The organism is Salinilacihabitans rarus, from assembly GCF_024296665.1.
GTDB classification, from domain to species: domain Archaea; phylum Halobacteriota; class Halobacteria; order Halobacteriales; family Natrialbaceae; genus Salinilacihabitans; species Salinilacihabitans rarus.
On sequence record NZ_CP100762.1, the window covers coordinates 3212265 to 3233189 of the forward strand.

Sequence of the window (20925 nt, forward strand, 5' to 3'; positions counted from 1 at the left end):
GCCCTCCGTGCAGCGTCGGTCGACGGATCGCAGCCGTCGCGGCGGTCCGCGGCGGTTAGGCGACGATAATGTCGTCGACGCCTGACTCTTCTTCGTCCTCCTCGTGGCGCTCGTCGCCTTTATGAGCTTCGGCCGTCGCCTCCGCCACGTCGTCCGGTTCGGCCTCCAGCGACTCGGCCACCTCGTCGGCCTCGTCGGCCTCGTCGGCCTCGCCCGCCCGCCGCTCGGGGACCCGCGTCGGCGTCTCGGCGTCGAGCGCCGCCTCGAGGACGCGAATGCGCTCTTTCGCCTCGACGAGTTCCTCGGTCAGCCCTTCGACCGTCGACTCCAGTTCCGCTACGGTGGACTCGAGTCGTTCGACGCGATTTTTCGACATACCTACTAGGGCCCCGTCTCGTCACTTAAACGTACGTCAGACAGATATACGTTCTCTGTCACGTACAGTTCTCCGGGGCGTGTGGCTTCGGCCCGTGCCGGGACCGTCACCGTATCGAGAACGTTACTCGCGAAAGCGGCGCGTACGGCGGGCCGGGGGAGTCGGAGGCGAGTTGCGGTCGCCCGCCGTCGCCGACACCGGTCGACGACGGTTCGGTTCTGACGACTGTCGTCCGCGCGGGACCGTCACGGCGAGTATCGACGTACTACGTTTCTGAGCTTCTTCGACGCCTGAGTTCACTCGGTAATGACTAAACTGGGCGTCCGGCGTGGACACGGGTACGATGGCTCGAGAACCCGCGCGCCTCCCGCGCTCGGACGGCCCGGACGCGACGACGGACCCACGCGAGACGAGTCGAACGCTGGCGACGACCGAGTCGGGCCACGAGGTCGCCGTCCTCGAGACGATCCAAGCGATCGAGCGCGAGCGCTGGAACGCCGTCGTCGACGCCTCCCCGCGCGGGACCGTCTTCCACCGCTACGAGTGGCTCGACGCGATCGAGACCGCGCTGGGGTACGCGCCGAACCACCTCGTGGTCAGGAAAGACGGGAACCCGATCGGCGTCTTCCCGAACTTCGTCGTCGACCTGCCGACGGTGCCGGTGCGGCGGCTGACGTCGATCTACCCCGGGTTCGGCGGGCCGCTGGCGACGACCGACGTGGCGGAGACGCTCTCGCTGCTGACCGACGCCGTCCCCGACCTCTGTACCGGCAGGACGGTCGTCCACGAGATCCGTGCGTCCAACGCGGACTACCTCCGGTACGGCGACCACCTCCGCTCGCGGGGGTACCGGCCGGCCCGTCTCGGCTGTCGGTTCGTGATCGACCTCACCCGGGGCTACGAGGCGATCCGCGACGGGATGAGCAGGACGCGACGGAAGGGCATCCGGCGGGGAACGGAAAACGAGTACGAAATCGTCGAGGAGGCGGTCACGCCCGAGAACCTCGCGCGGTTCCACCGGGTGTACGAGCGCCACATGGAGCGCGTCGGGGGCGAGACCTACCCGCTCTCGTTCTTCGAGGCGCTGCTGGGGATGGAGTCGCGGCTCCTGTTGCTCACGATCCGGATCGAGGGGGAGTACGCGGGCGGCTTCCTCGAACTGCTCGACGAGGAACAGTCGTCGGTGCACGGCTTCTTCGCCGCCGTCCCCGAGGAGTACTACGAGTACCACGCCTCGGAACTCCTGTACGACCACGTGATCCGGTGGGGGATCGACCGCGGCTACGAGACGTACGACTTCGGCGGCTCGGAGGCGGACTTCGAGAGCGGCGTGTTCCGGTTCAAGGAGAGCTTCGGCGGCCGACTGGTCCCCAACGTCTACTGGGAGCGCGACTGCAGTCGGGTGTGGAACCTGCTCGACGCCGGCCGCTCGCTCTACTGGCGACACTCGAAGTGAGCCCGAGTCGGGGTCGACGCGGTTCCGACCGGTAGACGATCGGGACGAGCGGCACCCAGTACGATCTCGCGTTGCTCGTCGACCTCCGTGATGGTCCAGTGAGGCGCTGTCGACGTCGTCGAGCACAAACACTCGAGCCAGTTTTCGACCGGCGAATCGCCGTACTGAGAAGGTAACGCCGCACCGACGGCGGGTATCGACGCAGTCGATCGTCGACTTTCGGTCTTCTATTGCCGGCGTGGCATGTTAGCGTCGCTCCACCCGTTTCAAGACGACGTTTTGCCGACGAACTCCCCCTCGAAGATGGGCCGACGATTCCGGAAGTCAGGCGTGATCGCGGCCACACGGCTGACGACTCGTTCAGCGACGACGGCCGTCCCGGTCCGCACCACCTCCGCGTCGGCAGTCGAACGTACGGCAAAAAGGACGAACCGCCAATCAGGTCAGTGGCGCCGTCTACCGAGCGCCGTTCCGACGATCGCGATCGCAGCGATCGCTGTCGCGATTCCGAATCCCGGCTGGGGCTCCACGCCGCTCGTCTCCGCCGGCGTGACGACGGCTTCGTACCCCTCGAGCGAGGTACTCGAGTTCCAGACGAGGCGCCGATCGTCTCGGTCGGTCGGCGCCGGTGTCGCGCTCTCGAGCGCATACCCCTCCGGGAGGTGCACGACGACGGTTCGGTCGGGCGCGAACCCGGTGGCGAACGGCTCGCCGAGGGTCAACCGATCGCCCTCGACCGCCGCGAGGGAACGCCAGGTCGCCGAAACGGTGACGATACCGCGCTCGTTCGCCTCGTCGACCTCGAACGAGACGTCGGCGTCTTCGAGCGTCATCTCGCGGTCCGTCTCCTCGGTCGCTTCCGCCGCGACGGCTCGCAATCGGCGTTCGGTTCGGTTTTCGAGTCGCTCCCGTTTCGTCTCGTTCTCTCGGAGTGACTCGAAGGCGTCCCGGTCGGTCTCGGATTCGAGGTCGAAGCCGACGGTGACGGAGGTCGTCGCGTCGCCGTCGGCTTCGAGATCGACCACGAACGCGGAGTCCGTCGGCTGTGACGCGTCGTCCGTGGTCGCCGCGCGAGCGCCGACGCCGCCGATCACGCTCCCGAGCAGGACGACCGCGACGAGCGCGGCGGTCAGCGTTCGCGGAACGAGCGACGGCGAATCGGTTCGCCGAGCCCGGTCAGTCCGCCGATTCATCGTCGTCTTCGTCGTCCGTCTCATCACCGTCGGATTCCGATTCGACTTCGGTCTCGTCGTCCTCGCCGTCTTCTTCGTCTTCGCCGTCTTCGTCGTCCTCGCCGTCCTCGCCGTCCTCGTCGCCGTCTTCGATCACCTCTCCGTCGGGGCCTAGTTCGAGTTCGGTCTCGAGTTCGCCGCTGACGACCTCGATCTCGAGTTCGTCCTCGCCGTCGGAAAGCTCGAACGGGAACGACGCCGTACCGCTCTCGTCGGTGGTGCCGTTCCAGCCGTCCGTGGTCACCGTGGCACCCGAGACGGGCTCCCCGTCGAACGTCACGGCGATCGTCACGGTTCCGTTTTCGACCGTCGCGTTCGCCCCGAACCGCGAGTCGTTCTCGCGCTCGTCGTCGACGTCGAATTCGAGTTCGGCGTCGGCGTCGCCGTACTCGGCTTCGACGTCGACGTCTCCGCTGGGCAGAGCGACGGTGATCGTGCCGTCGTCGTTCGTTTCGCCGACCGACTGGTCGTCGACCGTGACGGTCGCGCCGGGTGCCGGCCGTCCGTCGGCGAGCACGACGAGCGTCACCTGTTCGCCCGGGTTCGGCGTCCCCTCGTCGACGAGGACGACCAGCCGCGTATCGCCGTCTTCGCCGTCCTCGTCGTCATCTTCGTCGTCGTCCTCGTCGTCATCTTCGTCGTCGTCCTCGTCGTCACCTTCGTCGTCGTCCTCGTCGTCGTCACGCGCAGCGATCTCTTCCTCGAGGGCGACGACGGTTCCGCTCTCGCCGTCGACGCTCACTTCGGCTTCGCCGACCTCGGAACCCGTGAGGACGAACTCGAACTCGTAGAGTCCGTCGTCGGTCTCCCCCTCCTCGACGATCCAGGTTCCGTTCGCATCCGAGAGGGCGTCCTCGGCGACGGCGAGCGCGTCCGACTGGCTGATCGCCAGCGTCCCGTTGCCGTCGTGTGGCCGCTCGAACTCGCGGCTTCGCTCGCCGTCCTCGCTTTCGACCTCGATCGACACGCCGTCGTCGACTTCGACCTCGACTTCGCCGCGTTCCTCGCCGGTGAACTGCCGGAGGAGCGCCCCGGACCCAGCGCCCGTCAGTTGCGTCGCCGACGCTTTCTCGTCGGCCAGCGCCGTCTCGTTCACGCCGGCCGCGGCGAGTTCGTAGTCGTCGACCTCCGCGGCTCGTTCCTCGAGTCGGTCGTAACTCTTCACGATGCCCTGTGCGCGGGCGTTCAGCGACGCGAGCCGCTTGGCGTACGCCGACTTGTCGAGTTCGCCGTTCCGGTAGGCCTCCGTGGCGGCCTCGTACTCCGCCCGAAGCGCCGCCGAGCGGTTCTCGAGAGCCGCCGCGCGGTCCGCGATCGCCGCCGCACGGGCGCTCTCGTTGCCGCGTTCCATCCGTTCGTCGAACGCGGTGTTCTCGAATTCGGTACGAACTTCGTCGCTCGTGGCGGTGACGACCGTCGACAACTGCGCGCCGGCGGTGACGTCGACGCCATCGTCGCCCTGTCGATCGTCAGTCGACGCCCCGGCGACGACCGCCGGGCCGACCATGCTCGTACAGAGCAACGCGGCCATCGCGACGAGTAGGATTGATCGTCTCATCGTCGATCCGGTCTCTCTCCGGGACCGACATAAACCGTCGTCACCGTTGTCGCGATTTCCGTCGAGTTGCACGACTTCCCCGTCTCCGTCGGACGTTTGTGCCGGATTGCAGCGGTTTGCAAGCGGTCGGTCAGCACGCTTATACTGCCCCTCTCGAAACTGTCACGTGAGCGTGAGAGTCACGACTGATCGAGTCGTCGTGGTCGTTCTCGTCGTGGCGGCCGTCCTCTCGCTCGCTCCCGTCGGGACCTCCGCTGCTCCCGCTTCGGACGGGACCACCCGGGCTGCGGTCGAGGACGTACCCACGGCTGACACGACCGTCACACGAATCGAGGTCGCGGCCGACGGGTCGGCCCGCTGGTCGGTGACGGTCCGAACGCGACTCGAGGACGACGCCGACGTCGCCGACTACGAGGCCTTCCAGGAGCGATTCCGTGCCGACCGGGAGGCGTACGCCGATCGGTTCGAACGGCGCATGACCGGCGTCGTCTCGAACGCGGCGGACGCGACCGGGCGGAACATGACCGCAACGGAGTTCCGCGTGCGGACGTCGATCCAGGAGGTCCCGAGACGGTGGGGCGTCGTCACCTACTCGTTCACCTGGACGAACTTCGCCGCCGTCGACGGAGAGGCCGTCGTCGTCGGCGACGTGTTCGAGGGCGGGTTCTACCTCGACGACGACGACAGCCTCCAACTCGTGCCGCCCCAGGGGTACGTGGCGACGTCGGTCTCGCCGTCGCCGGACGAGGTCGACGGCACGACGGCAGTCTGGATCGGCCCGGACAACTTCGCCGCCCGGCAACCGACCGCCCGCTTCGAGCCCACAGAAGCGAGCGACGGTTCGGACGGTTTCGGCCTCGGTCCGGTCGGGTCCGCGATCGTCGATGGCGGGGCCGTCCCCGTCGGCCTCGTCTTGGCCGTCGTGATAGTGGCCGTCGGCGTCTCCTTCGCGCGGCAGCGTGGCGTCGTCGCCCCGGTCGCGTCTCGGCTCTCGTCACCCGAGTTGGCGTCCGAATCCGCCGACGCCGACGCCGACGCCGACGACGACGACGAGGCGGCGGGCGACGCCGGGCAGCCGAGCGAACCGATCGGGCGGGCGCCGTCGCCCGACCTCGCGACCGACGACGACCGGGTTCTGGCGCTGCTCGAACGCAACGGCGGCCGAATGCGACAGGCGACTATCGCCGAGGAACTCGAGTGGTCCGCCTCGAAGACGTCTCGAGTCGTCTCCAGGATGGCAGACGAGGGCACCGTCGAGAAGCTTCGAGTCGGTCGCGAGAACGTCATCGACCTCTGCGAGGGGGACGACTGACCCGACCGCCGAGCCGTCGATCGGCGGGCCGCCCCATCCCGTTACGCTTTACCCCGCCGAAGCCGAACCGGGGCGCAATGACCGCGCAAACCGCCCAGCGGGGCGACCTCGTCACCGTCATCGGCCTCGAGGTCCACGTCCAGCTGGAGACGAACACCAAGATCTTCTGTGGCTGTCCGACCGAGCCGGCCGAGGAGCCCAACGTCAACGTCTGTCCGGTCTGTCTCGGGCTGCCCGGCTCCCTGCCCGTGCTCAACGAGGCGGCCGTCGAGGCCGCGGTGAAAGTCGGCAAGGCGATCGACGCCGACATTCCCGAGGAGACCCGCTTCCACCGGAAGAACTACTACTACCCCGACCTGCCGAAGAACTTCCAGATCACCCAGTACGACGAGCCGATCTGTCGCGACGGCGAACTCGAGATCTCCGTCGAGGGCGAGCGACACACGGTGACGATCGAGCGCGCCCATCTGGAGGAGGACCCGGGGAGCCTCCAGCACGTCGGCGGCGGCATCGACGCCGCCGACTACACGCTCGTCGACTACAACCGCGCCGGCGTCCCGCTGATGGAGGTCGTCACCGCGCCGGACTTCCGCTCGCCGTCGGAGGTGCGGGCGTTCCTCGCCGAACTCGAGGAGGTACTCGAGTATCTCGGCGTCTTCGACGCCTCCCGGGACGGCAGCCTGCGCGTCGACGCCAACCTCTCGATCATCGACGCCGACGAAGTGGGCGACGACGGCGAGATCGGCTCCGAGGCGCTGGCGGCGGCCAACCGCACCGAGGTCAAGAACATCTCGAGCCACAAGGGCGCGGAGAAGGCGCTGGCCTACGAGGAGACCCGCCAGCGAAACGCCGTCCAGCGCGGCCGCGCGGTCGAACAGGAGACTCGCCACTGGGACGAGGCCAAGGGGGTCACCGTCTCGATGCGCTCGAAGGAAGCCGAGAAGGACTATCGCTACTTCGAGGAGGCCGACCTCCCGCCGCTGCGCGTCTCCGGCTGGAAGGAGGAGATCGAGATCCCGGAACTGCCGCGGGCCCGCCGCGAGCGCTTCAGCGAGGAGTACGGCCTGAGCGAGGAGGCCGCCTCGAAGCTCACCTCCACCAAGCAGGTGGCGGACTTCTACGAGGACGTCGCCAGCGCGTTCGACCCCGACCTCGCGGCGACGTGGGTCGCCGACGAACTGCTGGGCGAACTCAACTACCGCGACATGGCGATCACGGACCTCGAAGGTCGCCTCGACGAGGTGACCCGGCTGGTCGAACTCGTCGCCGACGACGAGATCACGGCCAAGAACGCGAGGGAGGTCGTCCTGCGGGGGATGCTCGACGACGGCGACGACCCCGATACGATCGTCGAGCGCGAGGGCCTCGGCAAGACCGGCGCGGACGAGGTCGAGGCGGCCGTCCGCGAGGCCATCGAGGAGAACCCCGACGCCGTCGCCGACGTCGAGGCCGGCGAGGACGGCGCGATCAACTTCCTCGTCGGTCAGGTGATGCAAAAGACCGGCGGCAGCGCCGATCCGGGCGACGTGAACCAGTTGCTCCGGGCGGAACTGGAGTCGTAGGCGTCGGACGCGAGCGGGTTACTTTTCGGCAGATCGGCCGCCAGCCGAGCGCGCGAGGTCGCCGCCGAGCGGGTGACGGGGTTCGACCACGCGGCGACCTGCTGGAGGCGGGCCGGGAGTCGGGCGACGACGGCCGGGCGAGCGACTCCGGCGACTGAGCGGCGGGTCGATCAGTCGTCGACCGTCTCCGACTCGCTCCCCGCCTCCGCGGCCGGGACGTCCGGCGGGCCCGGCGCCCGCTCTTCCTCGATCACGCCCTCCTCCCAGTCGCCGGCGCGGAACCAGACCGCCGCGACGACGAACGTGGCGTAGGCGCCGACGGCGAACGCCCACCAGATACCGGTGACGCCCCAGTCGAGCGCGGAGACGGGGCCGACGACCGGGAGCGTGGCGGTCCACGCGAACGCGAGGACCAGCGCCGTCGGCACCCTGAAGATCCACCGCGAGAGAACGGACAGGACCATCGCGACCTTCGTGACGCCGGCGCCCCGGAACGCCCCCTGAATCACCATCACGCCGCCGAAGAACGCCCACGACGGCGCGATGATCCGCAGGAAACCGATCCCCTCGGCGATCACCGCGGCGTCGTCGACGAAGACGCCGATCGCCGTGGCGGGGAACGCGACGACGAGGGCGGCGGCCGCGGCGAGTGCCAGCATGGTGCCGCCGGTGGCGACGTGGGTGACCGTCCGCGCGCGGTCGGGCGTCCCGGCGCCGAGGTTCTGGCCGACGCCGGTCGCGGTCGCCTGGCCGACGGCGCCCGAGACCGACCACGTCACCGACATCAGGCGGACGCCGATGCCGTAGGCGGCCGTGGCCGCCGGGCCGAAGCGGGCGACGAAGCCGGCCATCACGACGGCGGCGAAACTGCGCGCCCAGCCGTCGAGCGTCGCGGGGTAGCCGACGCCGACGAGGCTGTGCAACACCGGCGGGTCGGGGTCGAGGTCGCCGACGTGCAGTTTCACGCCGAACCCGCCCCGGAGCAGGACGTAGATCCCCGCGGCCGTAGCGAACCCGCGGGAGACGAACGTCGCGACGCCGGCCCCGCGGGTGCCCATCTCGGGGAAGAAGAACGTCCCGACGTACGGGATCGAGAGCCCCCACCCGAGGATGAGAAACGGGTCGAGGACGACGTTCAGCCCGGCCGAGAGCACCATCAGCCACATCGCGGTCTTGGTGTCGCCGGCGCCCTGCAGGGCGGCGCGAAAGGCGAAAAAGAGGAACGTGAACGGCAGCGCGAGGAAGATGACCTCGACGTAAGCCAACGCCTCGACGAACACCTCCCCGCGGGCGCCGATCAGCGCCAGCAGTTCGTGGCGGAAGGCGAGGCCGAGCGCGGCGAGGGCACCCGAGACGACGAGCGTGAGCAGGATCGTCTGGGCGACGACGTTGTCGGCCGCGCGGTCCTCGCCGGCGCCGACGTGCTGGGAGACGAGCGCGATGGTCGCGGCGGTGATCCCCATCGCCGTCGAGACGAACATCCACGACAGCGGGAACATCAGCGAGACGGCGGCGACGGCCTCGGCGCTCACCCGGCCGACCCAGAACATGTCGGCGAGGTTGTAGACCGTCTGCAGCAGGTTACCGAGCACCAGCGGCCACGCTAGCCGGAGGAGGTTCGGCGGGATCGCTCCCGTCGTCATGTCGACCCGCTTGCGCTCGGCGTCGGCCACTCGTGGGATCGTCGCGGGGCGGCCCCAAAAGAGCTCTCCCTCCCGTCCGGGGTTGCCGGGGGCCGCGCGGCGGTTCCCGGACCAGAACCCCTAGCTCGGCCGCCGCGCCGAGACCTCGTCTACCGGGTCGGACGACTCGTCGGCCGCGCCGCGGTAGGTGTCGATTCCCAGCAGCCGGCTGAGGACGCACGTCCGCAGGAGGCCCGTCGCGAGGACGACGGCACCCGCGACGAGCGCGACTGCGGCGGGGACGGTTCCAATGGCGACGACCCCGGCGAGGGCCGCTACTCCGACGACGATCAGGACCGGCCCGACGACGAGGCGCCAGGTCCGGTCGAATCCACCGACGTTCTTCTTCACGGGTATCACTCCGCGTCCGAGAGACGCGTGAGGGGGGTACGCCGCCGCGGGAGATAACCTCGCCGCCGCGACGGCCGCCTCGCGAGCGCGACGCGCACGCCGCGCACACCCGCGCTGTCGTGTGATTTCGTGCGAAAACGTTATCCGACCCTCGGCCGTAGCCGGCGACGATGACCGAGGCTCGAGGAGCGCGAGGTGACCCGCCGTGGAGCTGATAATCACGGAGAAGGACAACGCCGCGCGGCGGATCACGGACATCCTCAGCGGCGGGTCGATGGACGCCAGCCGGGAGAACGGCGTCAACGTCTACGAGTGGGGCGGCAAGCGGTGCGTGGGGCTGTCGGGCCACGTCGTCGGCGTCGACTTCCCGCCGGAGTACTCCGACTGGCGGGACGTCGAGCCGGTCGAACTGATCGACGCCGAGATCGAGAAGACGCCGACGAAGGAGAACATCGTCGCGACGCTGCGGATCCTCGCGCGGCAGGCCGACGCGGTCACCATCGCGACCGACTACGACCGCGAGGGCGAACTCATCGGCAAGGAGGCCTACGAGATCGTCCGGGACGTCAACGAGGACGCCCCCATCCGGCGGGTGCGCTTCTCCTCGATCACGGAGAACGAGGTCCAAAACGCCTTCGCCGAACCCGAGGACCTCGACTTCGACCTCGCGGCCGCCGGCGAGGCCCGCCAGATCATCGACCTGATGTGGGGGGCGGCGCTCACGCGCTTTCTCTCGCTGTCGGCGGGGCAACTCGGCGAGGACTTCATCTCCGTCGGCCGGGTCCAGTCGCCGACGCTGAAGCTGATCGTCGACCGCGAACACGAGATCGAGGCGTTCGAGCCCGAGACCTACTGGGAACTGTTCGCCGACCTCGTCAAGGAAGGCGAGTCCTTCGAGTCCCAGTACTTCTACCGCGACGGGGACGACAACGAGGCCGAGCGCGTCTGGGACGGAGACGCCGCCGAGGCGGTCTACGAGACGCTCTCGTCGGCGTCGGCGGCGACGGTCGTCGACGTCAACCGCCGGACGCGCACCGACGCGCCGCCGGCGCCGTTCAACACGACGCAGTTCATCCGCGCGGCAAGCGCCGTCGGCTTCTCGGCCTCGCGGGCGATGTCGATCGCCGAGGACCTCTACACCGCCGGTTACATCACCTACCCGCGAACGGACAACACGGTCTACCCCGACGACCTAGAGCCCGAGGACCTGCTCGACGAGTTCGTCGGCCACCCGACGCTCGGCGAGTCCGCCGAGTCGCTGCTGGAGGCCGAGGAGATCGTTCCCACGGAGGGCGACGAGGAGACGACCGACCACCCGCCGATCCACCCGACGGGCGAGATTCCCGTCCGGGGCAACGACGTCGACGAGGACGAGTGGACGGTGTACGAACTCGTCGTTCGGCGTTTCTACGCCACCGTCGCGGAGGCGGCCGTCTGGGAGCACCTCAAGGTCGTCTCCGAGGTCGACGGCGAGCGGCTGAAGGCCAACGGCAAGCGCCTGCTCGAGGCGGGCTACCACGAGGTCTACCCCTACTACAACACCTCCGAGAACTACGTCCCGGCCGTCGAGGAGGGCGAGGAACTGGCGATCACCGACGCCGAGATCGAGGAGAAGGAGACCCAGCCGCCCCGCCGGTACGGCCAGTCGCGGCTCATCGAGACCATGGAGAAGATGGGCATCGGGACGAAGGCGACCCGCCACGAGACCCTCCAGAAGCTCTACGACCGCGGCTACGTCGAGGGCGACCCGCCGCGGCCCACCCGGCTCGCGATGGCGGTCGTCGAGGCCGCCGAGAACTACGCCGACCGCGTCGTCAGCGAGGAGATGACCGCTCAGCTCGAAGCCGACATGAGCGCCATCGCGGGCGGCGAGGCGACCCTCGAGGACGTCACCGACGAGTCCCGGGAGATGCTGGAGACGATCTTCGAGGAACTGGCCGACTCGCGCGAGGAGATCGGCGACCACCTGCGGAAGTCGCTCAAGGAAGACAAGCGCCTCGGCCCCTGCCCCGAGTGCGGCGAGGACCTGCTCGTCCGGCGTAGCCGCTACGGCTCGTACTTCGTCGGCTGCGACGGCTACCCCGACTGCGAGTACACGCTGCCGCTGCCCTCGACGGGCAAGCCGCTGATCATGGACCGCGAGTGCGAGGAGCACGGTCTCAACGAGGTGAAGATGCTCGCCGGCCGCAACACGTTCGTCCACGGCTGTCCGCTCTGCAAGGCCGAGGAGGCCGGCGAGGGGCCGATCCTCGGCGACTGTCCGGAGTGTGGGGAGAGCGCAACGTCGGAGACGTCACGAGACGGTGACACAGTCGACGAAGGCGGCGAACTCGCGATCAAGACCCTCCGGAGCGGCTCGCGGCTCGTCGGCTGTACGCGCTACCCCGACTGCGAGTACTCGCTGCCCCTGCCCCGTCGCGGCGAGATCGAGGTCACCGACGAGCGCTGTGAGGAACACGACCTGCCCGAACTCGTCGTCCACAGCGGCGACGAGCCGTGGGAACTGGGCTGTCCGATCTGCAACTACCGGGAGTTTCAGGCCCGCGAGAGCGAGTCGGGGTCGGACCTCGAGAGCCTCGACGGCATCGGCGCGAAGACCGCCGAGAAGCTGGCGGCGGTCGGCATCGAGAGTATCGATGATCTGACCGACGCCGATCCCGAGACGGTCGCCGCCGACGTCGACGGGATCAGCGCCGACCGCGTCCGGAGCTGGCAGGCCAACGCCTGACTCAGCCGTCGAGGACGCGCTCGACGGCGTCGACGAACTCCTCCGGCTCCTTCACGCCGATCTCCTGCCACCGCTTCTCGCCGTCCCCGTCGACGACGAGCGCGACCGGGTAGCCGACGACCCCGTGCTGGCTCGCCAGCCCCGGCGTCGGATCGTAGCCGACGGGCCAGGTTCCGCCGTGGCGGTCCCACCAGTCGGCGAGTTCGGCGGGCGGGACGGCGTCGGGGGTCTGGTAGGTGACCGAGAGGAACTGCACCTCGTCGTCGATGCGCTCTCGTGCCTCCGCGAGGCGGGGCATCTGTGCCTGACAGTTCCCACAGCCGGTGACGAAGAACTCGACGAGGGTGGCGGGGGCGTCCCCGGGAACGCGCACGAGCCCGCCGTCGCTGCCGGGGGCCTCGACCGTCTCGACCGCGACCGAGCCGTCGGCTTCGATCCCGCCGCCGACTGCGGTCTCGTCGTCGGTCCCGTCGCCGTCGTCGCCCCCGCCGTCCGGGTCCGACGCGGCGCCCGTCGCGAACGAGGGGAGCCCGCGGACCATCACCGCGCCGCCGCCGACGAGGACGCCGGCGCTGGCGAGGCCCGCGAGCGCGTCGCGCCGTCTCACGGCCGCTCACCTCCCCCGCTCGTCGGGGCCGTCCCCGCGGCGGGACGCGTCGATCGACCTCGGCGGACGTGCATACACGGCCCTACGACGTCCGATCAAAAGTCTCCACTGGTTCGGCCGCCGTCGCGGCGGGGTCGGTCGGGATCGTTCGTGCGGAACGTCGTAGATGGCAAACGCTTAGGCGTTCGGCCCGTCTGATCCCGACAATGATCGAATCCGAGGACCCCGACGAGGAGACGTCCGTTCGGGACGCGGTCGATCGGTCCAGAAGCGGCGCGCCCGCCGCCGGCGCGGTCGTCCGCGACCGGTTCTCCTCGGACGAGGTCTTCCAGCGCATCGTCGCCGCGGCCGACGAGGAGATCACCTCCGGCAGCCGCGAACTGTTCTTCAGCGGCCTCGCCGCCGGCTTCGCGATCACGATCACGTTCCTGCTGTACGCCTCGCTGTACGCCTCGACCGGGGGCGACCCGATCCTCAGCGCGCTGCTGTACCCGCTGGGGTTCGTCTACATCATCATCGGCGGCTACCAGCTCTACACCGAGAACACGCTGCCGCCGGTGGCGCTGACCCTCGAACGGCTGGCGAGTATCCCCGCGCTGTTGCGCCACTGGTCGATCGTGCTCGCCGGCAACTTCACCGGCGGCGCCCTCGGCGCGGCCACCCTCTCGTGGGGCGGGGTCTTCTCGCCGGAGGCGGCGACTGCGGCGTTCGACATCGCCCAGCACGGCGTCGAGACCGGCTGGTGGGACCTGTTCTTCAAGGCCGCCTTCGCCGGCCTGATCGTCGCCGGCGTCGTCTGGGTCGAGTACGCCGCCCGCGACACGATCTCGCGGCTCGTCGTCGTCTACCTCGCGTTCCTCGCGATCCCGCTCGGGAACCTCTTTCACGTCGTCGTCTCGTTCACCGAGATGCTCTATCTGGCGTTCGCGGGCCAGATCGCGGTCCACGTCGGACTCGTCGAGTTCGTCCTGCCGGTGTTGCTCGGGAACACGCTCGGGGGCATCGTCCTCGTGACGGTCGTCAACTACTTCCAGACGAGCGAGCGTCGCCTCGAATCGGCCCGCTTCGACGGCGTCGACCGACAGCTCTCGCCCCGGGAGTGGGTGTTCGGCAGCTTCGCGGGTCGCTCGTACGTCCCGCTGATCGACACCGCGGAGTCGAGCGGCCACGACGACACCGGTCCCTACCGGATCGTGGTCCCGATCGCGAACCCGCGCACCGAGACCCACCTCGTCGACCTCGCCTGCACCCTCGCGCGCGACCGGGAGGGGGCGACCGTCCACGCCGTCCACATTATCCAGATGCCCAATCGGGCGGCGATGCGTTACGACGCCGGCCAGAGCCAGCGGATCGTCGCCGAGTCCGAGGAACTGATGGAGGGCATCCGCGAGACGGCACGCAGCTACGACGTCGCCTGCGACACCTCGACGATCGTCTCCCACCGCTCGTTCGAGGACATCATCGACACCGCCGAGCACCAGGACGCTGATCTGGTCGTGATGGGCTGGGGCAACGACCGGCCGTGGGGCGCCGCCCGGGCCGAGCGCCCGATGGACGAGTTGACCAGCCAGCTTCCCTGCGACTTCCTCGTGCTGGAGTCCCGGGGGCTCGACGTCTCGCGAGCGCTCCTGCCGACCGCCGGCGGGCCGGACTCGGACCTGAGCGCCGAGGTCGCGGAGACGCTCCGGACGGTCGTCGGCACCGAGGTCACCCTGCTGCACGTCGTCGACGGCCCCGAGGAGCGCGAGGCCGGCGAGCAGTTCCTCTCCGAGTGGGCCGCCGAACACGGCCTCGAAGACGCCACGTTCGTCGTCGACGACTCCGGCGACGTCGAGGGGGCGATCTGTCGCGAGGCCGACGACCACTCGCTGATCCTCATCGGCGCCACCGAGGAAGGGTTGCTCTACCGGCTGGTGACCGACTCGCTGCACATGGACGTCGTCAACGAGGTCGACAGCTCCGTACTGCTCGCCGAGCGGCCGGGCGAGCGCAGCCTGATCCAGCGGCTGTTCGGCCACTGGTAGCGTCGAAAACGGAACCCGGTCGCGGCTAGTCGCCGGGTTCGACCGTCACGGTCGAACTGGCCGAGGGGCTGGCGTCGCCGTCGCGCAGTTGCAGGTACGCCGCGGCCATGATCCCGTAGACGAAGACGAACAGGACGCTGTTGAGGAGCACGGAGGCGAGGTCGCCGAGGGACGGCGCGCCGGCCGCGGCGAACAGCGGCGGAACGATCCCGGCGACCATCCCGGTGCCGGCGAGGAAGAGGACGACGAGCCCCAGCCTGAGCCGGTTCCCCCGCGCGAGGGCCCAACTGCGCCGAAGGCCGCCGACGACGCCGCGGTCCTCGACGCCGACCGCGAAGATGAAAAACAGGAACGAGACGGCGAGGAACAGCCCCGGAACGACGAGCACGAGGGTGCCGACCGCGACCGCGACGCCGACGACGACGCCGCCGACGAGCGTTCGGAGCGTCGCCCGGCCGACGTGGCGGGTGTACAGCTCCGAGGGGAACGTCGACAGCGCCGACAGCGGCCGCGCGAACCCCCGGGCGACGAGCACGCCGTAGACGCCGGTGAAGGCGTACGTCGCGCCAAGCAGGACGGCCGCGGCGGTCCCGGAAAGCGGGAGCGTCAGCCCGACCTGAGGGGCCGCCTCCGCCGGCAGGGCGTCCTCGATGAGCGTGTTCGTCGACGCCACGGTCAGCAACTGCGTGAGGAGCAAGAGCCCGAACAGGACCCCGCCGGTTCGCGTCGGTACGCGTCTGATACCGTCTCCGATCGCACGCGATAGCTGGAGGGCCATCGCTACCGTCTCTCGTTCACCAGCTCTTATATGTTTCTGAAATGATCTATCGGGGCCGCCTAGTCGGACCGCGCGTCCATCCGGCCCGCGAGCCGTCGCGTGGACGCGGGGACGGCCCGCACGAGCGCCGAGGTGGGCTCGTAGGCGACGCGCTCGCCCGGTTCCTTGGCGGCGACGACGCGCCTGAATCCGGGCGCCCGGAAGGTGAGCCGACACCGGCCGTCGGGGCCCGTCCGCGCCTCCGAGCGGGCGCTGGCGACGAGGGCGTCCGCGACCGGTTTGCCCCGGCCGTCGCGGACGCGGACGGCGAGCGGTTCCCCCACTGGCACGTCGTCGCGGTCGAGGTCGAGAACGAGCGGCCGGACGGTTTTCATGCGGGCCGTTACCACGGGAAGGGGAAGAAAGTACGACCTGCCGTTTCAAGCGTCGCGCTCGCGTCGCCCGTGTCGGCTCCAGTCGACGGCGGAACCGGTGATACCGCCCTGCCGACTCCGGAGCGTTTTTCTTCCTCCCCCGCCGACTCGCGTACCGACTCGTGACCTCCGCCGTGACATCGCTGTTCGCCGGCGTCGTCTTCGGCGTCGCGCTGGCGGCCCCGCCGGGGCCGATGAACGCCATCATCGCCGGGGAGAGCGTCGTCCGCGGGTGGGGCGCGGGCTTTCGCGCCGGCGTCGGGGCCATGCTCGCGGACGTGGTCTTCTTCGTCCTCGCGTTCGCGGGCGTCGCCGCGGTCGTCGGCGAGAACCCGACCGTCGAGCACCTGCTGTACGTCTGCGGGGGCGTGCTCATGCTTGCGTTCGCCGTCGACGCCGTCGGCGAGGCCCGCGAGGCGTCGTTCACCGGCGGCGTCGACGACGCCTCGACGGGCTTCCGGAAGGCGTTCGCGCTCTCGCTGACGAACCCCTACCAGATCGGCTTCTGGCTCACCGTCGGCGTCGGCCTGCTCCAGCCGGGGGTCGTCGACGTCCTCTCGCGGGTGCCGGCCGTCGGCGCGAGCCTCGAAGGTCTGCTGGTCGTCCAGACGGGGAGCCCGGCGCTGCTCGTGGGCTTCTTCGCGGGCATCCTCGTCTGGATCGTGACCTACCCGGCCGCGCTCGTCGCCGCCGGGCGGCGCGTCGACGCGTTCGCGCCGGTCGTCGCGCTGCTGAGCGGGGTCGTCCTCGCGGGGTTCGGTGCGCTCTTTCTCGCGCTGGGCGCCCGCGGGTTCGTCTGATCAGTCCCCGAGTTCGGCGATCTCGTCTTCGAGCCACTCCCCGAACCACTTCACGCGCTTGAGTCGCTGGTGGGCGATGCTCTCGGCCGTGTCGCTCTCGACGCGCGAACCGGCCTCGCGGCCCCGTTCGAGGACGCGCTCGATCATCTCGTCGGCGTCCATGTGCGTCCGGGCCTCGTAGCCCATCCGCAACAGCATGAGCGCCGTGCCGTTGGCGCCGACCTTGTCGAGCAGGTCGGCCTCGATGAGAGACTGCGTCTCCAGCGAGACGTCCGACAGATCCCCCTGATAGGAGTGGTTCTCGACGGCGCGACACACCTGATCGACGAACGACTCGGGGTACTCCCCGCGCGATTCGAGGTACTTGCGGGCGACGCGAGCGCCGGCCTCCGCGTGCAGTTCCTGGTCGGCTTCGAGTTTGGCCACGTCGTGAAAGAGCGCGGCGACGCGCGTGACGTCGACGTCGGCGCCCTCCTTGCGGGCGATCTCCTCGGCGAGGGAGACGACGTTGAGGATGTGGTTGTGCCGGTACTCCGCGGAGTGCCACGGGTACCAGCGCATCCGTCCCCCCTCGTCTTCCTTCTCGACGCTGGCCGCGAGGTACTCGAAGACGAACTCGGTCATCGCCTCGAACTCGGCGTCGGAGACTCTGGTCTCTTTTATCTCGACGCCCACGATAGATCCCTCCGCAGCAAACGAGCGATAGTCATTGGGTACTGGTTCGGTTGTTTCGCTCTTTAGCCTTTGGTTCGACCGAACGAGCGCGCGAGTCGGCCGTCAGGACGCCGCTCACGGTGTCGCGGCGCCGTCCCGTCAGCGCCGCCGCCGACGGGCGTCGGGGTCGCGCCGGTAGATCCGCAGGCGGCTGTCGTGGATCTCGAACTCCGAGCCCGTCTCGGGCGGGATCGTCTCGGCTTTCCCGATGACGAGGTACCCTCCCGGGAGCAGCGACTGCGAGATGGTATCCAGCATCGAGCGCTTGTAGTCGGCGTCGATGTAGATAAACAGGTTCCGGCAGATCACGAGGTCGAACCCGGCCCGGGGCTCGTCGTTGATGAGGTCGTGGCGCTCGAACGTGACGTTCCGGCGGACCGCCCTGGAGACGTGGTAGCGCCGGTCGTCGCGCTCGACGTACCGTTCGGGGTCGTCGAGGAACGCGAGCTGGTCGCGGAGGTCGACGGTGCGTGACTCCTCGTAGACGCCGCTGCGGGCGGTTTCGAGGGCGGGTTCGCTGATGTCGGTCGCCAGCACGTGGACGGACGTCTCGTCGATCTCGGGGTCGTCGTGGGCGAGCATCGACAGCGAGTAGGGCTCGCGGCCGTCGGCGCAGGCGGCGCTCCAGACGTGGACGCTCTCGTTGGCCGCCGAGAGGTCGCGCATGACCTCCCGGATGCCGGCCCAGACGTCCGGGTTGCGAAAGAAGCCGGTGACGTTGATGCTCAGCGCACCCAGCAGCGCCTCCCGCTCGTCGGGGTCCTCGCGGAGCAACTCGAGGTAGGCCTCGTAGCTCGGGGTGTCGGTCCGTCGCATCCGCGAGGTGACCCGCCGGTCGAGGTAGCTGTCGTTGTAGTGGCTCGTCGCGAACCCCATCTCCGATTCGACGTACGCGAGCACCCGCTCGAACGCGTCGTCGCTCACAGCTCCGTCACTCCGCCGCCGTCGCTTGCGGTCTTGACCACGAGGAGTCCGGTTCCGGGGGTGAACTCGACGGTCCGGCCGTGTTCGCCGCCGACGTCCTCGGCGACGAGCGGGACGCCGAGTTTCTCGAGTTCCTCCTTGGCGGCTTCGACGTTGCGCTGGCCGACGCCGTCGCCGAAGCTGTCGAACTCGAACATGTCGCTACCGCCGGCGATCTTCGCCTCGACGTCGGTGTAGGTGGCCCCGCGTTCGACCATCCGGCGCAACAGCGCGCGGATGGCCGTGTCGGCGTACTTGCCGGGTTTGGCGTCGCTGCTCTCGGACTCGTCGCCGTCCGGAAGCATGACGTGGGCGAGGCCGCCGACGTCCGTCCCGGGATCGTAGAGGGCGATGGCCAGACAGGAGCCGAGGCCGTAGGACTTGAGCGTGTCCTCGCCCTCGCTGACGACGAGTTCGGAGATCCCGACCTGTACCGGTTCGGGGGCGCCCGGTTCGGAGCCGTAGGTTTTCATGTGCCTTCGATTTCGTCGAACTCGGCGGTCGTCGGCGTCTCCTCGATGCGGCCGACGTCGAGGTTGTTCAGCGCTCGTTCGAGGTCCTCTTCGTCGGGGATCGCGTACACCTCGCAGTCGAACTGGCGGCCGGCGGCGGTGATGACGGTGTCGAAGACGAACGCGAACTCCTGGTTCTGGCCGAGGCCGACGACGACGGGGTCGACCGCCGCGGCGCCGATGTCGTGGATGAACTCCGGCGTCGAGTGGTCGATCGTCGTGTCCAGCACGTTCGCCCAGCCGTCGAGGAAGCCGCTTGCCATGATGTTCCCGAGTTCCATGATGGCGCTCTTGCCCATCTCGTCGAAGCCCTCCTCCTCCGGACTCTCGGTCCCGGTCGGCACCATCGCCTTGACGACCTCGCGGGCGGACTCCTCGTCGAACATGAACAGGAGGTAGCCGCTTGGGGTCCCGTCGAACTCGAAGGCGACGCCGACGAGTTTCCCGCCGACGAACTCCTGGGGGATGGCCTCCAGCGAGACGAAGTTCAGCCGCCGGATCTCGACGCCGGTCTCGATCCCCGTCAGCGACGTCGCCGTCTTCGCGACCTCCTCGGCACCCTGTTCGGCCATCCGGTCGAAGCCGTCCAGTTTGTCGTACTCGATGCCGTCGTTCTCGCGCAGGCGTTCGAGCAACTGGGCCATCGACTCCCGTTCCGGGAAGAGGTAGTGGCTGAAGGCGATTTCGGTGCCGACGGCCTCGATCTGGCTCTCGAAGAGCAACGCGAGGTCGCCCTCGTCGGGCGTCTCGTCGACGTCCGCGAGGAACGGTTCGGCGGAGGTCCCCTCGATGAACCCCGGCGTCGAGACGTCGATCACCGTCTCCAGAACGTCGGCCCAGCCGTCGATGAAGCCGTTGTTGATCACCTGACCGACCTCCTTGGCGGCGCTGCGGCTCATCTCGTCGAACGCCTCCACCTCGTCGTCGGCGACGAGCATCTCGACGATCTCGAGGGCGCTCTGGCGGTCGAAGACGACCACGGCGTGGCCCTCGAGGCCGCCGGAGATGTCGACGCGGATGCCGACCTTCTCGACGCCGTCCTCGAAGTTGCGGCGGATCTCCGAGCCGCGCATGAAGTTGAGCTTCGTGACGCCTACCCGGGTGTCGACGCCGGCCATCTTCGTGAGCCGGCCGGCCGACAGGCCCGCTCCCTCGCGGGCCATGCGGTAGAACGTCCCCAGCGCGTTGACGTCCAGCCTCATGCCGCGTTCGATTCCATTCCGTTGATCATCCGGACGAACTCTTCCAGGTCGGGGAAGGCGTAGATCTCGGCCTCGATCTGGTAGCTGGGCACCGTCAGGTCCGAGTCGAAAAACAACGCGAGGTCGTCGCTGCCGAGGCTCGCCGTCCGGACGACGACCTCGCTGGCCTGCGCGTAGACGAGCTGGGGCGCGGCGGTGTCGATCGCCCGGCCGAGGACGTCGGCCCAGCCGTCGATGAAGCCGCTTGCCATCATGTTGCCCATCTCCTCGACGGCGCTGCGGGCCATCTTGCTCGAGACGTTCGACATGTCGTCGACGACGTCCCGGAGCATGATCGCCGTGATCTTCTTCGCGCTGTCCTCGGGGAACAACACGAGGATGTGGCCGTGGGGCGGGTCCAGCAGCCGGACGCGGACGCCGACGCGCTTGCCGGGTTCGACGCCCGATTTGATCTCCGCGACGTCGACGAAGTTCGTCTTCGTCACCTCCATCTGGGCGTCCTGACCCGTGAGTTTGCTCATGTTGTCCGCGACGCCGTTCGTCCCGACTTTCGCCATCTCGTCTACGAAGCTCAGCTTCCGGATGTCGACCATCATGCTCGTTCGCTCCTCCGTGATCGTGCGTTCTCGTTCGCGGTGTCGTCTCGAGCCGATGC

The 20925-nt window shown here is 69.1% G+C and carries 19 protein-coding genes; 6 read left to right on the plus strand and 13 right to left on the minus strand.

What is annotated here, in order from left to right; all coding sequences use genetic code 11:
* Window positions 1-55: 55 nt before the first annotated feature.
* Window positions 56-376, minus strand: a complete 321-nt coding sequence (locus NKG98_RS16945) for a DUF7518 family protein (RefSeq protein ID WP_254767312.1) — start codon at window positions 374-376, stop codon at window positions 56-58.
* A gap of 343 nt (window positions 377-719) precedes the next feature.
* On the opposite strand from NKG98_RS16945, the gene NKG98_RS16950 reads away from it, so the two are divergent.
* Window positions 720-1832 (plus strand): lipid II:glycine glycyltransferase FemX, encoded by a 1113-nt coding sequence (locus tag NKG98_RS16950; RefSeq protein ID WP_254767313.1) that lies wholly within the window; start codon window positions 720-722, stop codon window positions 1830-1832.
* 443 nt (window positions 1833-2275) lie between these two features.
* Here NKG98_RS16950 and NKG98_RS16955 read toward each other — a convergent pair whose 3' ends face one another.
* Together NKG98_RS16955 and NKG98_RS16960 are read right to left on the minus strand one after the other, a co-directional pair.
* A complete protein-coding gene (locus tag NKG98_RS16955; RefSeq protein ID WP_254767314.1) occupies window positions 2276-3025 on the minus strand; it encodes a DUF4897 domain-containing protein in 750 nt (249 codons plus the stop codon).
* Window positions 3009-4622, minus strand: a complete 1614-nt coding sequence (locus NKG98_RS16960) for a DUF7096 domain-containing protein (RefSeq protein ID WP_254767315.1) — start codon at window positions 4620-4622, stop codon at window positions 3009-3011. Before NKG98_RS16960 ends, NKG98_RS16955 begins: the two co-directional genes overlap by 17 nt.
* A 172-nt stretch (window positions 4623-4794) precedes the next feature.
* On the opposite strand from NKG98_RS16960, the gene NKG98_RS16965 reads away from it, so the two are divergent.
* Both NKG98_RS16965 and gatB read left to right on the plus strand, forming a co-directional pair.
* Window positions 4795-5934 carry a helix-turn-helix transcriptional regulator gene (locus NKG98_RS16965; RefSeq protein ID WP_254767316.1) on the plus strand — a complete coding sequence of 380 codons (1140 nt, stop codon included), beginning with the start codon at window positions 4795-4797 and terminating at the stop codon, window positions 5932-5934.
* Between the two features lie 77 nt (window positions 5935-6011).
* The gene (gene gatB, locus NKG98_RS16970; RefSeq protein WP_254767317.1) at window positions 6012-7496 is read left to right on the plus strand and encodes an Asp-tRNA(Asn)/Glu-tRNA(Gln) amidotransferase subunit GatB; all 1485 of its coding nucleotides are present in this window, start codon (window positions 6012-6014) and stop codon (window positions 7494-7496) included.
* 170 nt (window positions 7497-7666) lie between these two features.
* Here the strand turns inward: gatB and NKG98_RS16975 are convergent, their stop codons facing one another.
* Both NKG98_RS16975 and NKG98_RS16980 read right to left on the minus strand, forming a co-directional pair.
* The gene (locus NKG98_RS16975) at window positions 7667-9139 is read right to left on the minus strand and encodes an MATE family efflux transporter (RefSeq protein ID WP_254769490.1); all 1473 of its coding nucleotides are present in this window, start codon (window positions 9137-9139) and stop codon (window positions 7667-7669) included.
* Between the two features lie 120 nt (window positions 9140-9259).
* Window positions 9260-9529 carry a YgaP family membrane protein gene (locus NKG98_RS16980; RefSeq protein ID WP_254767318.1) on the minus strand — a complete coding sequence of 90 codons (270 nt, stop codon included), beginning with the start codon at window positions 9527-9529 and terminating at the stop codon, window positions 9260-9262.
* A gap of 205 nt (window positions 9530-9734) precedes the next feature.
* On the opposite strand from NKG98_RS16980, the gene NKG98_RS16985 reads away from it, so the two are divergent.
* The gene (locus NKG98_RS16985; protein ID WP_254767319.1) at window positions 9735-12257 is read left to right on the plus strand and encodes a DNA topoisomerase I; all 2523 of its coding nucleotides are present in this window, start codon (window positions 9735-9737) and stop codon (window positions 12255-12257) included.
* Window position 12258: 1 nt separating this feature from the next.
* Here the strand turns inward: NKG98_RS16985 and NKG98_RS16990 are convergent, their stop codons facing one another.
* Window positions 12259-12864, minus strand: coding sequence for a TlpA family protein disulfide reductase (locus tag NKG98_RS16990; protein ID WP_254767320.1), 606 nt, complete (start codon window positions 12862-12864; stop codon window positions 12259-12261).
* Window positions 12865-13070: 206 nt separating this feature from the next.
* Between NKG98_RS16990 and NKG98_RS16995 the strand changes: the two genes are divergently transcribed.
* The gene (locus NKG98_RS16995; RefSeq protein ID WP_254767321.1) at window positions 13071-14888 is read left to right on the plus strand and encodes a formate/nitrite transporter family protein; all 1818 of its coding nucleotides are present in this window, start codon (window positions 13071-13073) and stop codon (window positions 14886-14888) included.
* A 25-nt stretch (window positions 14889-14913) separates the two neighbouring features.
* On the opposite strand, the gene NKG98_RS17000 is transcribed toward NKG98_RS16995, so the two are convergent.
* Both NKG98_RS17000 and NKG98_RS17005 read right to left on the minus strand, forming a co-directional pair.
* The gene (locus NKG98_RS17000; RefSeq protein ID WP_254767322.1) at window positions 14914-15666 is read right to left on the minus strand and encodes a DUF7847 domain-containing protein; all 753 of its coding nucleotides are present in this window, start codon (window positions 15664-15666) and stop codon (window positions 14914-14916) included.
* Window positions 15667-15725: 59 nt separating this feature from the next.
* A complete protein-coding gene (locus NKG98_RS17005; RefSeq protein WP_254767323.1) occupies window positions 15726-16040 on the minus strand; it encodes a carboxypeptidase regulatory-like domain-containing protein in 315 nt (104 codons plus the stop codon).
* A gap of 161 nt (window positions 16041-16201) precedes the next feature.
* Between NKG98_RS17005 and NKG98_RS17010 the strand changes: the two genes are divergently transcribed.
* Complete coding sequence (locus NKG98_RS17010; protein ID WP_256558435.1) at window positions 16202-16879, plus strand: LysE family translocator; 678 nt, start codon at window positions 16202-16204, stop codon at window positions 16877-16879.
* Here the strand turns inward: NKG98_RS17010 and NKG98_RS17015 are convergent, their stop codons facing one another.
* From NKG98_RS17015 to NKG98_RS17035, 5 genes are all read right to left on the minus strand, one after another.
* Complete coding sequence (locus NKG98_RS17015; protein ID WP_254767324.1) at window positions 16880-17554, minus strand: HD domain-containing protein; 675 nt, start codon at window positions 17552-17554, stop codon at window positions 16880-16882.
* A 138-nt stretch (window positions 17555-17692) separates the two neighbouring features.
* Entirely contained in the window at window positions 17693-18517 is an 825-nt protein-coding gene (locus tag NKG98_RS17020) for a CheR family methyltransferase (protein ID WP_254767325.1), read from the minus strand.
* Window positions 18514-19029, minus strand: a complete 516-nt coding sequence (locus NKG98_RS17025; protein WP_254767326.1) for a chemotaxis protein CheD — start codon at window positions 19027-19029, stop codon at window positions 18514-18516. The genes NKG98_RS17020 and NKG98_RS17025 overlap by 4 nt, the downstream gene beginning before the upstream one ends.
* On the minus strand, window positions 19026-20270 hold the full coding sequence (locus NKG98_RS17030) for a chemotaxis protein CheC (protein WP_254767327.1): 1245 nt from the start codon (window positions 20268-20270) through the stop codon (window positions 19026-19028). Before NKG98_RS17030 ends, NKG98_RS17025 begins: the two co-directional genes overlap by 4 nt.
* Window positions 20267-20863 (minus strand): chemotaxis protein CheC, encoded by a 597-nt coding sequence (locus tag NKG98_RS17035; protein WP_254769492.1) that lies wholly within the window; start codon window positions 20861-20863, stop codon window positions 20267-20269. The genes NKG98_RS17030 and NKG98_RS17035 overlap by 4 nt, the downstream gene beginning before the upstream one ends.
* Window positions 20864-20925: the final 62 nt, after the last annotated feature.